We start from the raw sequence: 14,128 nt of genomic DNA on the forward strand, positions 1-14,128 counted from the left end.
TACATTTTAGATTATTATCTAAATTTATTTTAAGGAGGATTCTAAATGAAAAAGTTTGTTTGTACTGTTTGTGGCTATATCCATGAAGGAAATACACCACCAGAATTTTGTCCTGTCTGTAAGGTAGGTCCTGAAAAATTCCAGGAGATCACTGATGAAATGAACTGGGCAGATCAACATAAAATTGGTACTGGAAGTAATCTTGATCCTGAAATTTTAGAAGCATTGAGAGCTAACTTTACAGGTGAATGTACTGAAGTTGGAATGTACTTAGCTATGTCACGCCAAGCAGATCGTGAAGGATATCCAGAAGTTGCCGAAGCATATAAAAGAATAGCTTATGAAGAAGCTGAACATGCTTCCAAGTTTGCAGAAATTTTAGGTGAAGTTGTTGTTGCTGATACAAAAGCAAATTTACAAGCTAGAGTTGAAGCTGAATATGGTGCTTGCGATGGCAAAAAGAAGCTTGCTGATTTAGCTAAGCAACAAAACCTTGATGCTATTCATGATACAGTTCATGAAATGTGTAAAGATGAAGCTAGACATGGATGTGCATTCAAAGGCTTATTAGATAGATATTTTAATTAATTATTTGTTAAGAAGGAGAGATTTCAATGCAAAAAATTTATTGTAGCGCAAATAATTGTTCTCATAACAAAGAAAATATTTGTTTTGCTAACCGTATAAACGTTGTTGGGAAAAATTCAGATATTGAATCTGATACATGTTGTGGATCATTCTTAGATAGATATACCTATGGGAATTTAACTAATAATGTTTACGATGAAGGAGATCCTTGTAGTTGTTTAGTATGCAAAGTTAATAGTTGTAAATATAATGAAAATCAATTATGTTCATTAAACTCTATAAATGTTTCCGGAAATGATGCTAAATTATATAGCCAAACTAATTGTGAAAGCTTTTGTAGAGAATGATATAATTAAAAAAAAATGATATCCCACCACGGATATCATTTTTTTATTAAGGGGATAAATTATTAATTGCTAAGCTGCGCTAACAACTATATACATATATTACTATGTTTTTATGTCAGTACTGTTACAAAAACTATAAGAAAATATTTCTTTTCCCTTAAGAATATTAATTTTTAATAAATTTGTCTAGCTTTTTTTGAAGACTATATATCCTAACATTAGACTTTAGCTTCGCTATAAATAACTCCTCATCTATTGGTTTAGTTATAAAATCATCTGCTCCACAATCTAAAATTTTAGATAATGCTTTATTATTATCTAACGCAGTTACAGCTATTATTGATGAGTCAATATTACTTCTTCTTATTTTTCTAATTATATCCTTACCAAATTCATTTTTCAAAATAATATCTATTAAGTATATATCATACTTTTTCCCACTATCTATTAAAGATTTTCCATCTTTATAGTAATCTACGTTATATATTCTTCTACTTCTTAATATTTCTTTTTCTAACTCTATAAAAAATTCATTATCTTCTACTATTGCTATATTAGCTTCTTGAAGATCTCTCATATACTCATCAGTTCTAAATATACTATCTAAATAATTTCTAACTTCTTCTTCTAAATCTTTCTTTAGTATATACTCGCTTATTCCAAGATTAACCAAATCTTTTCTTTTATCATCCATATCTTCACTAGTTACTACAAAGATAGGAATATCAAATCTTTTGTTTATTGCTTCTACAAATTCTTCAATATCTCCACCATTAGCATATAATGATGATATTATAAGACTAACGTTTTGTGAATTTAAAACGTCTCTTGCCTCATTAAAATCCCTTACATTAATATACTTATGTCCCTTTTCTTTAACAATTTTTTCTAATAATTTAGAGAAAAAACCACTTTGTTCTATATGTAATATATTGTACATTTTCTTCCCACCTTTTATATCATTTTAAATCAATTATACATTAAAATTAAATCTGATTCTTTATATTTATCGAAATACTTTTAAATTTATGAATATTTTATAATAAAAAAAATATAATATAATTTCATCTATTCCATCACTTTGCTTTAAGTCAAAGTAAAGTCACATATAACACTTCCAAACTAACATCAAGAAATATAAAAATCTTTGAATATTACTTCAAAGATTTTAATTTTAAATATATGTTTCAATTAATAATCTATATAATTAAAACTAGTATAATATTAAATATTAATATTATACTTTAAAATATATATTAGTAAACACATTTATATACATATAAAAATAATAAAATCATTGCAACTCCTAAAAGTACCCATAATACTGAATAAATGATATTTTCTATCTTCTTACTCATTTTTACCACCTATGCTATAGTACTCTATTGCATTTTTTAAGAACTTAACAGTTTGAATAGGTGCTTTTCCTATAGAAGTTTCTCCTGCTAATAAAAATCCATTAATACCACATTTAATAAATTTATAAATGCTTTCAATTTCTGGTAAAGTTGCAGGATGTCCGTTCTTCATGCTATTTAATATATGTGTAGCTACAATCACCTTTTTATCATTTTCCTTTATAGTTTTAATAGCTTGGTCTTGAAGGTTCACAGCATTTAATATACCTGACTCAGGTACTAAATCTCCCCTACCTATAATAATAGAATCAGTTAATTCTAAAATTTCTTTAATATTATTTATACCAGTAGGTGTTTCTACTTTAGCCCATAGCTTGCACTTATTATTTGGATACTTTTCTTTTATTAATTTATTTATTATATTTATATCTTCTTTTCTTTCAACGAAAGATTGACAAATTATATCTACGTCATTAGCTAATGCCCATAATATATTTTCTTTATCTTTTTCACTTAAAAAAGCTTTATCATCATATATATTAGATAAATTACATCCCTTTCCACCTCGTATAATTCCCCCTCTAAGAACCTTAGTCTTTATTACACCCTTATCTATTTCTATAATTTCAAAATTCATAGTATTATCCTTCATAGAGATAGCTTTTATATCACTTTTTATTATTTCTTCAGTACCTATTGTTAAAGGAATAAGCTTCATTTCTTTAAGCTTTGAAGTATCTATACTACTATAGAAATCTTCTCCACAAAAATATACTTCTTGTCCATTATAAATCTTATATATATATTTTAACTCTTTAGATACCCTTATTTTTTTCCCACATAAATCAACCAGTATATGTACATCTCTTTTTATCTCCTTAGAAAACTTTATTACATATTCAAATTCTTCTTTATTAAAATGAGAACAATTCAACCTTAATATGTCTACTCCATTTTCTATAAGTTCTTTAATAATCCATTTATCTGTAGATTTTGGTCCTATAGTAGCTATTATCTGCATCATACTCTCCCTATTATTACTAATACTTATTTCTACTACAAAAACTATATTTTTATTACTAAAATCTCTTTATATAATTTCATAAAAATATGATATGAAATTATATTTTCCAAGCAATTTCATACCATATTCAGACTATTATTTTTACTATCACACATTATAAATTAAAATTAGCTAATATATTAACTATTCCTTCTATATTTAATTTTTCCATTATCTCTTCATTTTCTAGTGGTACCCTTATATATAACCCAGGTGCATTTATATTTTTAAGCAAGTAAAGATGCTCACCTTTTTCACAAATCGTTTTTTTTAGGTTATCCTTCAAAAGATTTTCTACCATTTCACAGCAAACTTTTGAATTTCTATCATAGAATATTTCACATATTGAAATATCCTTTTTAAATTCTATTCCAACATAAAAATCTATATTAGTTATATTGGCAATAAGAACTTTTTCTAATAAGTTTTTCCCCATATTTTTATTTTGATTTTTAGATAAATCTACAACAAAATTTCCTGTTTCCTTTAATCCTTGTGAAATGGCATTTAAAATTCTAGTATTATTTATATCTATTCCGTACTTCACCCTGCCTCCAAGGAAAATTGTTATTAGTTTATTCTATTCTCTTTTATGTGAAAATGTTCTAAAGTCTTTTTCATAAGAATAAGTTTATATATAGCTTATTATTTGAGGAGGTACATCGTGAAGAAATATTTTTTTGCTTTTAGTTCTGTATTAATTATATTTTTATTTACTGGTTGCAATTTTAATAAGTCACAATACATAAGACCAAAGTCTAAACCTAGTAATAATTACTATACGAATGAAATTCAAGAAAAACTAAATAATAAAGAGTCATATACCATTAAGATTTTCGATTTAAATGTATATAAGTATTATAGTGTTAATGAGGATGAACACAGTATTTTACCTGAATTTATAGAATCCTTAAACAATGAAAACTATGGAGCTGAAATAGAAAAAGAGCTTACTCCTGAATATAAATTAATTATAGAGTTTTCAAATGCAAAATATATAATCAATGCATATAATGATAAATTAATATCAATTCATCCTTGGGATGGAGTTTATGAGGAAGATATTATTTCTATGGAAGGTGTCTCTGATTATTATAATTTATATAAATTTTGTGAGTATATAAAGAAAGTCTCAAGTGGATTTGAAGGATAATTTTAAAGACAGTAGATACACTCTTGTTTTTACCAAAGTCTATCTACTGTCTCATTTTAATCTAACTTATTTTTTATCATAAAATTATTTTAATTATAATTTTATCTACTATTTTATTTTTTTATTTCTTCTAACATTCTAAACACTCTTTTTTTATTTAAAGGATGTATCATGTTAGGAGCTATTTCATTTAATGGAGCTAATACGAATTCTCTTTCCTCCATCCTAGGATGTGGTATTGTTACAAAATCATCACTTGTTACTAAATCATCGTAAAAAATAATATCTAAATCTATTACTCTTGGTCCCCATCTAAATATTCTTTCTCTTTTCATATCCTTTTCAATGTCTAAAAGTAAAGCCATCAATTCTCTTGGGTTTAATATAGTATTTACTTCTATTACAGCATTTTTGAAGCTATCTTGATTTTCATATCCCCAAGGTTCTGTTTCTATTATAGTTGACTTTTTTATCATCTTTATTTCTTTATTGCTTTTAATTTTTTCTATAGCAATATTTATGTTTTCTTCTTTTTCTCCAATATTGCTACCTAATGCAATATAAGCTTTATGCCATCCTCTATTTATTTCCACAGCTGCTGTATCTAAATGTCTTCCTATTGGTGCCCATGGCTTTTTTAATAATACTTTTATATTTTTAACTAAATCATAATTATATAACACATATTCTGCTATCTTTTCTGCGGCAGTTTCTATTAAATCATAACTTTCTTTTTGAAACTCTTTTTCTATATTATGACAAAGCTCTCCATAATGAACAGACTTTGTTAAATCTCCACTTTTAGATGCTAAACTTAAATCTACATCTAATTCTAAAGATAATATAAATTTTTGTCCAAGAGATTTTTCTTCATTAAACACACCATGATTTGCAAATATCTCCACATCTTTTAAATATAACTTATCCATAGCCTATCCTCTATTTCATTTTTAATATTTTATCAGTCATAATGCAAGCTCTTTTATTTTCAAGTACATCATGTACTCTAACCATTTTGCATCCTTTCATTATTCCCATTACAGTAGTTGCTATCGTTCCTTCTACTCTCTCATCTACTGGTAATTCTAACGCTAGTCCAATCATTGATTTTCTTGAAGTTGCAAGTAAAACAGGGAATCCTATATTTACGATTTGCTCCAAATTATTCATTACAATTAAATTTTCTTCGTAATTTTTAGCAAATCCTATACCTGGATCTAATATAATATTTTCTCTTTTTACTCCAGCATCTAAAGCTACATTTATACTTTCTATTAAATCTTCCAATACATTCTTCATTAAATTTGTATAAGGTTTATCTTCTCTATTATGCATTAATATGCATGGAACATTATATTCTGCTGCTACTTTAGCTATATTTTCATCTTTTTTAAATCCCCATACATCATTTATAATATCAGCTCCTGCTTTTATAGCTTCTTCAGCAGTTTTACTTTTATAAGTATCTATTGATATTAAAACATCTAACTCACTTTTTATAGCTTTAATTATTGGAACAACTCTTTTTATTTCTTCTTCTTCAGACACATATTCTGCTCCTGGTCTTGTTGATTCTCCACCTATATCTATTATATCGGCACCTTCTTCTACCATTTGCTTTGCTCTTTTTACAGCTTCGTGAGTTTCATTATATTTGCCACCATCAGAAAAAGAATCTGGAGTTACATTTAATATTCCCATTATATAAGTTCTTTCATCTAAATTTACTATTTTATTTCCTATCTTCATATTTCTCTCCCCTTTAGCTTATGGTTTTATAATATTATAATTTTATTTTTCTTATTTTCATCCCAATAGCAATCATTATAAGATTTACAATTAAAACAATTTCTTGAAAGCTTATCGCTTTTATATATTATTTTTGAAAGCTCATCATCACTTTCCTTTCTATGCTCTTTTATGCATTTAACAATTAATGTTTTATCTGCATCAGAAAAATTTGTATCTTCCAATATTTCTGCTGCTATTATAGCACTTCCCTTATGATGATCTATTCCTTCATTATATTGTAATACTCTTCCTATATCATGTAATAATGCTATTGAGTATATTACTTCTTTATTATATCTTAATCCTTTTTCTAGAACAGTTATATAAGCAATTCTTGCAACATCTAAAAAATGTTCAAGAGTATGATTACAAAATTCTCTATTTATTTCTAATTTATTTAATTCATTTAATAAGCTTTTATATTTAAGATTATTTAGAATTTTATTAACATTTTCCAAAAATCTACCTCCTATTTTAATAAACTCATTACTTCTTTTCTTAATTCGTAATCTTCTTTAAAACATCCTCTATATGTTGTAGTAACAGTTTTTGTCCCTGGCTTTTTCACACCTCTCATAGTCATACACATATGTTCACCTTCAATTACTACCATAACACCTTCTGCATTTAAATATTTCATTATTGCATCAGCAACTTCTGTTGTTAATCTTTCTTGTAATTGTGGTTTTTTCGCATAAACTTCTACGCATCTTGCAAGTTTTGAAAGTCCTGCAACTCTTCCTTTTGGTATATATGCAATATGAGCTTTACCATAAAAAGGTACAAGATGATGCTCACACATTGAATAAAATGTTATATCTTTTTCAAGTACTAAATCATTACCTTCAACAGTAAAAGTTTTTGACAACTCATCTTCTGCTTCTTTTCCTATTCCTGAAAAAATTTCTTCATACATTCTAGCTATTCTATCTGGAGTATCTAAAAGCCCTTCTCTATTTGGATCTTCTCCAATACCTTCTAATATTAACTTTACTCCTTCTAATATCTTTTCTCTATCTATCATTAAACGCCCCTCCTATTTTCAATTTTTGATTCATACTCTTCTCTAATCTTAATTGTGATTTTATTTTCTGTCAAAATTCTATTTTCAAATTTACTTACACCCATTATACCTAATAAACTATTTGTTATAAATATTTCATCAGCATTCATCACTTCATCTAAGTTTATTTCTTTTTCTACTACTTGAAAATTTTTAATTACATAATCTCTAACTACTCCTGGAAGTAATCCACTTTTAACTTCTGGAGTCAATATTATGCCATCTTTCACAATAAATATGTTAGATAAACTTCCTTCACATACATATCCTTTTTCATTTAAAAATATAACCTCATTATATCCTTCTTTTAAAGCCTCTTCTCGTTCTAAAAGATTTTCTAAATAATTCATAGATTTTATATATGTTAATTTCGATGTAGAATTTTTTAATGTGCCAGCTACCTTTAATGAAAATCCTATTAAATAATCTCCACTTTTATATACTAGTTCTCTAGTTTCTAATACCATATTTTTTTCAGTCACAACTATCTTTAAAACACAATTTTTTATATTAAAATCCTTTATTATATTATTAATATCTTCTACTTCAACTAATTCTCCAATTTGTAGCGTATTAATACCATTATTAAGCCTATTTATATGTTCATCTAAAAATATTGGCTTATCTTTTACTAGTATAGTTTCAAATACACCTCTTGCAAAAAAATATCCACTATCTATAGTTATCTTATCTTTTCCTACTATTACATTTCTCATTATAATACCCTCATTAAAGCTCTTGCTTTATCTAGTGTTTCATTATACTCATCTTCTTCTATAGAGTCATAAGTTATCCCACCACCAACTCCAAAGTAAGCTTTATTTTCTTTTTTAATAATTGTTCTTATAGCTATATTAAAATCTGCATTTCCTCTAAAGTCAAAATAGCCTATGGAACCTGTATAAAGGTTTCTTTTTAAACCTTCTAATTCTTCTATTATTTCCATAGCTCTAATTTTAGGGGTTCCTGTTATAGATCCTCCAGGGAAACATTCTCTTATACACTTTACTGCAGATACATCATCCTTTAATATTCCCTCTACAGTTGAAACTAAATGAAATACTGTTGCATATTTTTCAAGTTTAAACAGTTCAGTTACTTTTACTGAGTGAGGTTTGCATACCTTACTTAAATCATTTCTTTCAAGGTCTACCACCATTAATAGCTCAGCTCTATCTTTTTCACTATTTATAAGCTCTAAACTATTTTTTATATCTTCTTCTTCATTTTCGCCTCTAGGTCTTGTGCCTTTTATTGGCCTTGTAACTACTTTTCCTTTATTTATTTCTATAAATCTTTCAGGTGAAGAACTTATCACTTGAAAATCTTCAAAATTCATATAAGCAGAAAAAGGTGCCTTATTTATAGTTCTTAGCTTCTTATATATTTCAAAAGACTCTTCTTGATTTTCTGTATAAAACCTTTGAGTCATATTAGCAATATAAACATCACCACTTACAATATAATTTTTTAATTTAGTAATTGCATTTTTGTAATCTTCTTTTTCAAAGTTAGATTTAAAATTACTATTTACTGATTCAAAATTTTTCTCTTTTATTATAGTTGCCAAACTTATCTTTTCTTCTAAGCAATCTAGCTCCTCATTATAACCATAATCAGTTATTGATGTTATGTATTGTTTGTTATTTTCTAAATCAAAAACTATTATATTCCTATAAAAAATAAACTTCATATCGCTTATATTAAAATCTTCATCACTTGTATCTGGAAGTTTCTCCAATATTCTTCCTGTATCATATGATATATATCCTATTGCTCCTGAAATAAAAGGAATATTATCATAATCATGATCATTACCTTTATATTTATCTATAAGGCTTTCTAAAACTATAAAAGGTTCACCTTCAACTTTTACTTTGTTAATAAATGCCTCTTGTCCTTTTGATTCAAAAATCATAAAAGGATTTATTCCTATAAATGAAAATTTAGATAAAACTTTATCTTCTTTAGATGAATCTAATAGTATTGTATTTATTTCATCCTTGAAAACATTATACACCTCAAGAGGATTACAATTTATTTTAACTTCTCTTACTTTAACCATTCATATCCTCCTTAAAGTTCTTTGATATTTCAATAAAATTCTTTATTATTTTATGTCCATCTTCTGTCATTTCAGCTTCAGGATGAAATTGAACTCCAAAGATAGGATATTTTTTATGTTTTACTCCCATAACTACATTATCTTCAGTATAGCTAGTTACTTCTAAATCATTGCTAAGATTTTTATCATCTATTATAAGTGAATGATATCTTGTTACCCTTAATGGATTTTTTACATCTTTAAATATGTCTTTATTTGAATGATTAATATAACTTATTTTACCGTGTACAGGCTCTTTTCCTTTAATTATATTACTAGAAAAATAATGACCTATACACTGATGACCTAAACATATTCCAAGTATAGGCTTGATTCCTTTGAAATTATGTAAAATCTCTAATGATATCCCTGCTTCAATTGGTGTCTTTGGTCCTGGAGAAATTATTATTCCATCTATATCTAATTTTTCTATTTCTTCAATTGTTATCTTATCATTTCTATATATTAAAACTTCTTCTCCTAGCTCTTCTATATATCTAACTAAATTAAATACAAAAGAATCATAATTATCTATCATTAAAAGCATAAATATCCTCCATGTTTTGTATTAAAAGTAAATCTATTGTGTTAAAATATTTTTAATGAATAGATTATATCATAATAATATATAACTTTAAAATTTTAAGTTATATATTATTAATTTGAAAGGAGAAGATATATGTTTAAATGCGATTTGCATATTCATTCTATTTGCTCTGATGGTAGATTTACTCCTAGCGATATAGTAAAAATGGCGAAAGAAAAAAACTTAGACTATGTTTCATTAACAGATCACGATACATTAACTGGTATAAAAGAAGCTTTAAGTGAAGCAGAAGCTCTTAATGTTAAATTAATTCCTGGAATAGAACTATCTACAGAATATAATGGAGAATCAATTCACATTTTAGGCTTTTTTAATAAAGATAATTATAATAATCCAGAGCTTAATACTATATTAAATGAATTTAAAGAAAAAAGAATTTCTAGAGCATATAAAATAGTTGATAACTTAAAAAAATATCACAATATTGAAATTGATATAAATAAAGTTTTATCTAATGGGAAGGATACTATTGCAAGGCCTCATATAGCAAAAGCTATAATTGATGCTGGTTATCCTTACGACCATGATTTTATATTTGATAATTTTATAGGTAATAATTGTCCTGCTTATATTCCATCAACTAAGCTCTCTACTAAAAAAGGGATTGAGCTATTAAAAAAATATAATGCTTTAGTTTTTTTAGCACATCCTGTATTAGTTAAAAAGACTCCTGTTAAAGATATATTAAATTTAGGATTTGATGGACTTGAAGCAATTTATTATAAAAATACAGAAAAAGATACAGAGAAATTTTTAAAACTAGCTAAAGATATGAACTTATTTATTTCAAGCGGATCTGATTGTCACGGAATTCCTAATGATGAAGGGCACGGAAGTGTAGGAGATGTAAATATTCCTCAAGATGATTCTATAATCTCAATGCTAAATTGGGTACTATCCTACAATTAAAGATCTGTATACAACAGCCCATTAATAATATAAATTGAAATATTTTAGTGTAAAATGCTATACATAATTTATATTTTACATTCTAAATAAAGAGATGTCTCAGGCATCTCTTTATTTCTTTGATATACATTTATAGAATATTGTACTTACTATTAATACTGAAATTCCCCCAAATAAAACTACTACATAAGCTTCTATACTTTGAAGTAAAACTCCTGATATTAAATATGATATAGGTACAACTACCTTTACTATACTTATTGTTAAACTTAAAGATCTTGCTCTAAATTCTTCTTCTATATTGGTTTGTAAAGTATATGAAAATGGAATATCAACTAAAGATATACATACTCCTATAAAAATCATTATAACTAAATAGTAAATAACATATATATTTATATTGCTTATGGTATTAATAAAAAGCGGAATAGAAAGTAATATTATATTCACAGATATAATTATCCCTGTTACTGAAAATATACTATTTAATTTATATTTAGCTATGATATTCTTTACCATAAATGCACCTATTATCATTCCTACTGGAATTGCTCCTTGAATTAATCCAAAACTTTTAGTTGGAATTTTTAATATATTATTTAATATAATTGGTATTGGAATCGTAACTGAGAAGGATATGAAGAAATTAAATATTATAAATATAGCTAGAATCTCAATAATGTATCTTTTACTTATTAAATATTTAAAACCTTCTGCTATTTCTTTAAAATAATTCAACTTACTTATAGCAATATTTTCATCAGATTTTTCTTCTAATTCACTATTAGAATTATATTTAAAATCAATTAAAGTATCTAGAATAGCTGAAACTAAAAATGAAATAGAATTTATTAGTATAAAAGACTCTATATTAAATATAGCAAAAGCTATCCCCCCAAATACTGGACCTAGCACCGATGATATGGAATCTATTATCCTATTCCCTGCATTAATATTAACTATTTTTTCTTTCGAAACAATGTTAGGTATTGCTGAATCTATGCTAACATCAAATATAATATTAATGCTAGTAACAACAAAAGTGCTTAAATAAATAATTCCTGTACTTAGGCCTTTCCAATTACTAATTAAATATACTATGAATAGAAATACTCCATTTAAAAGATTAGCTGTAACTACTAATTTCTTCTTATTAAATTTGTCAGCTATAACTCCTACAATTGGATTTAATATAATTATAGGTAATATACTTAAAATTAGCGTTGTAGAAAAACTAATACTAGATCCAGTAATCTTTAACGTATATAAACTTATTGCAAAAGTATATATAGCTGTCCCAAATATTGATATTAAGCTTCCTAGATAAAATAAGATAGCATTTTTATCTTCTTTATTTTTTATAAGTTTCATACTTATCACCTCTAGAAAATTATATAATATCTTCTATACACCATATCAAGTATCTAATTTTTATATTTTTACTTAAATTAAAAGAAAAGATAGGGTCAACCCTACCTTTTTCCGAAATACAAATATGAGTAAACTTCTTCACTATTTGAAAAATAATCTTCATATATACTAGGTTTATTTAAATAATCTGATTTTTGTTCTGATATCATATTAAAGTTATATTTGCTTATCTCTTCCTTAATATGATTAATATTAAAATTCTTTCTATTTTCCTCTTGTATAAAATTACTTAATGCAAATTTTTCAAATAAAATATATGATAAACCAACATATGAATCTTCTTTTAAATACTTTAATATATCTTTAATAGAAAAATCATTTTGCTCAAACCAATAATTACTACTACCTCCATAGTCTAAGAATAAATCAATGGATTTTGCCTTTATTGGTATATATTTAAAATCAGTACAAATAAACATTATATTCTTTTTTAAATCACTTCTTTCAATTAATGATTTCAAATAAATATGCTTTCCAATATTATTATCTATAGCAATATATATACTACTATTATCTAAATCATTATATAAATTTCTTAATAAAAAACCTAATCCAGTTCCTATTTCTAAGATTACCTTATCACTAAAATTAATTTGACAAAGCTTATTGCATGTCCAATCTAATCCCTTTCTTACATTTAAAATGTAATTTTCATCAGTTTCTTTTATATAGTCTTCAATAATATTGTTATATATTTCATTGCTACTTTTTTCTAAATATTCATCAACAATTAATATTCCAGATTTTACGCTGTACCCCTTACCACAAGAGCATTTTAATTTTCCATCTAATATGTAGTTATCTTTTATATTACCCTCTTCTAAATATAGATTTCCTCCACAAACAATACATGATAATAAGTTCAAATTTTTAATATCTATTCCTAAATTAAAATTTCTTTTTACCTCTATTTCATTTATATCCTTTATTTGCTTTATCAATTTATTATCTATCTCTACTAATTCATTTATTTTTTTATTTATTTCCTTTTGCTTTAAAGTAAATATATCATGAAATATATTATTTTTTCAGTAACACTAAGCTTTCCCAATGTCTCATAAACAAAAATAGACTTTATTTCATTTAATGTGAAGCCTAATGATTTTAGCTCTAAAATATTTTCAAGCTCCTTTTGACATTTTTCATTAAATTCATATTGGGCTCCATTTTTATACGGTATTATAAGTCCTAAATCTATATAATGCCTTACAGTTTCTATACTTATTTTATTTATTTTACTAAACTCCCCAATTTTCATATATACTCTCACTTTTCAATAATATAATAACTTAATTTTATATTAATTTATTATGGCTTTCAAATACTTCTAATAATTAAATAGAGATATTATTAAAAATAATATCTCTATAAATAATTATATTTAAATTTATTTACCTATTCTTTTATCGTCATTAAACCATTTGGCTTGAGTTGTAGGATTATTAACTATGCCTAATGCAACTAATATAGATAATATTGTATTAGTTATAGTTTGATATTCTTCTGGCACTATGTGTACACCAAAAGCACTTAAAATCATTGGTATTAATGCAAGAATAGAAACCCATAAACCATAGTTCTTAAATCTTGACCAATCAAAATTCATAGTAAATCACCTCTTGTCTATGATATATTTTATTCACTAAAATCTAATTATGTGAATAAAATATAAAACTGTATCAATATATGTAAAAAACTAATATTGATACAGTCT

18 protein-coding genes are annotated in these 14,128 nt (G+C 25.5%); 4 read left to right on the forward strand and 14 right to left on the reverse strand.

Annotation, left to right across the window (positions count from 1 at the left end; genetic code table 11):
• Positions 1-45 precede the first annotated feature (45 nt).
• Together CSBG_RS11415 and CSBG_RS11420 are read left to right on the forward strand one after the other, a co-directional pair.
• Complete coding sequence (locus CSBG_RS11415) at positions 46-588, forward strand: NADH peroxidase (RefSeq protein ID WP_008679657.1); 543 nt, start codon at positions 46-48, stop codon at positions 586-588.
• 26 nt (positions 589-614) lie between these two features.
• Entirely contained in the window at positions 615-935 is a 321-nt protein-coding gene (locus tag CSBG_RS11420; RefSeq protein WP_008679659.1) for a DUF1540 domain-containing protein, read from the forward strand.
• Positions 936-1,101: 166 nt separating this feature from the next.
• On the opposite strand, the gene CSBG_RS11425 is transcribed toward CSBG_RS11420, so the two are convergent.
• The 3 genes from CSBG_RS11425 to CSBG_RS11435 form a co-directional block, all read right to left on the reverse strand.
• On the reverse strand, positions 1,102-1,875 hold the full coding sequence (locus CSBG_RS11425) for a response regulator (RefSeq protein ID WP_008679660.1): 774 nt from the start codon (positions 1,873-1,875) through the stop codon (positions 1,102-1,104).
• A gap of 410 nt (positions 1,876-2,285) precedes the next feature.
• The gene (locus tag CSBG_RS11430; protein ID WP_008679664.1) at positions 2,286-3,314 is read right to left on the reverse strand and encodes a pyruvate kinase; all 1,029 of its coding nucleotides are present in this window, start codon (positions 3,312-3,314) and stop codon (positions 2,286-2,288) included.
• 157 nt (positions 3,315-3,471) lie between these two features.
• Positions 3,472-3,903: a hypothetical protein gene (locus tag CSBG_RS11435; protein WP_008679666.1), complete on the reverse strand. Its 432-nt coding sequence runs from the start codon at positions 3,901-3,903 to the stop codon at positions 3,472-3,474.
• 117 nt (positions 3,904-4,020) lie between these two features.
• Here CSBG_RS11435 and CSBG_RS11440 point away from each other — a divergent pair, with 117 nt between their 5' ends.
• Complete coding sequence (locus CSBG_RS11440) at positions 4,021-4,509, forward strand: DUF4883 family protein (protein WP_008679667.1); 489 nt, start codon at positions 4,021-4,023, stop codon at positions 4,507-4,509.
• A 113-nt stretch (positions 4,510-4,622) separates the two neighbouring features.
• Here the strand turns inward: CSBG_RS11440 and folK are convergent, their stop codons facing one another.
• The 7 genes from folK to CSBG_RS11475 are packed head-to-tail and all read right to left on the reverse strand — an operon-like array spanning position 4,623 to position 10,014.
• Positions 4,623-5,438 (reverse strand): 2-amino-4-hydroxy-6-hydroxymethyldihydropteridine diphosphokinase, encoded by an 816-nt coding sequence (gene folK, locus CSBG_RS11445; RefSeq protein WP_008679668.1) that lies wholly within the window; start codon positions 5,436-5,438, stop codon positions 4,623-4,625.
• Positions 5,439-5,448: 10 nt separating this feature from the next.
• The gene (gene folP / locus CSBG_RS11450) at positions 5,449-6,258 is read right to left on the reverse strand and encodes a dihydropteroate synthase (RefSeq protein WP_008679669.1); all 810 of its coding nucleotides are present in this window, start codon (positions 6,256-6,258) and stop codon (positions 5,449-5,451) included.
• 26 nt (positions 6,259-6,284) lie between these two features.
• Positions 6,285-6,758 (reverse strand): HD domain-containing protein, encoded by a 474-nt coding sequence (locus CSBG_RS11455; protein WP_008679670.1) that lies wholly within the window; start codon positions 6,756-6,758, stop codon positions 6,285-6,287.
• 11 nt (positions 6,759-6,769) lie between these two features.
• Complete coding sequence (gene folE, locus CSBG_RS11460; protein ID WP_008679671.1) at positions 6,770-7,324, reverse strand: GTP cyclohydrolase I FolE; 555 nt, start codon at positions 7,322-7,324, stop codon at positions 6,770-6,772.
• Positions 7,324-8,079 carry an aminotransferase class IV gene (locus CSBG_RS11465; RefSeq protein ID WP_008679672.1) on the reverse strand — a complete coding sequence of 252 codons (756 nt, stop codon included), beginning with the start codon at positions 8,077-8,079 and terminating at the stop codon, positions 7,324-7,326. The genes folE and CSBG_RS11465 overlap by 1 nt, the downstream gene beginning before the upstream one ends.
• Entirely contained in the window at positions 8,079-9,428 is a 1,350-nt protein-coding gene (gene pabB, locus CSBG_RS11470) for an aminodeoxychorismate synthase component I (protein ID WP_008679673.1), read from the reverse strand. The genes CSBG_RS11465 and pabB overlap by 1 nt, the downstream gene beginning before the upstream one ends.
• Complete coding sequence (locus CSBG_RS11475) at positions 9,421-10,014, reverse strand: aminodeoxychorismate/anthranilate synthase component II (protein WP_008679676.1); 594 nt, start codon at positions 10,012-10,014, stop codon at positions 9,421-9,423. The genes pabB and CSBG_RS11475 overlap by 8 nt, the downstream gene beginning before the upstream one ends.
• A gap of 132 nt (positions 10,015-10,146) precedes the next feature.
• On the opposite strand from CSBG_RS11475, the gene CSBG_RS11480 reads away from it, so the two are divergent.
• Positions 10,147-10,983, forward strand: a complete 837-nt coding sequence (locus CSBG_RS11480; RefSeq protein WP_008679678.1) for a PHP domain-containing protein — start codon at positions 10,147-10,149, stop codon at positions 10,981-10,983.
• Positions 10,984-11,094: 111 nt separating this feature from the next.
• On the opposite strand, the gene CSBG_RS11485 is transcribed toward CSBG_RS11480, so the two are convergent.
• The 4 genes from CSBG_RS11485 to CSBG_RS11495 all read right to left on the reverse strand — a co-directional run bounded on the left by CSBG_RS11485 (position 11,095) and on the right by CSBG_RS11495 (position 14,020).
• A complete protein-coding gene (locus tag CSBG_RS11485) occupies positions 11,095-12,354 on the reverse strand; it encodes an MFS transporter (RefSeq protein WP_008679680.1) in 1,260 nt (419 codons plus the stop codon).
• Positions 12,355-12,455: 101 nt separating this feature from the next.
• Positions 12,456-13,355 (reverse strand): class I SAM-dependent methyltransferase, encoded by a 900-nt coding sequence (locus tag CSBG_RS11490; protein WP_083854767.1) that lies wholly within the window; start codon positions 13,353-13,355, stop codon positions 12,456-12,458.
• A gap of 53 nt (positions 13,356-13,408) precedes the next feature.
• Entirely contained in the window at positions 13,409-13,672 is a 264-nt protein-coding gene (locus CSBG_RS18015) for a MerR family transcriptional regulator (RefSeq protein WP_083854768.1), read from the reverse strand.
• A gap of 129 nt (positions 13,673-13,801) precedes the next feature.
• Positions 13,802-14,020, reverse strand: a complete 219-nt coding sequence (locus CSBG_RS11495) for a phage holin (RefSeq protein WP_008679681.1) — start codon at positions 14,018-14,020, stop codon at positions 13,802-13,804.
• Positions 14,021-14,128 lie beyond the last annotated feature (108 nt).

It is taken from the genome of Clostridium sp. 7_2_43FAA (assembly GCF_000158375.2).
In the GTDB taxonomy this organism is placed as follows: Bacteria; Bacillota; Clostridia; order Clostridiales; family Clostridiaceae; genus Clostridium; species Clostridium tertium.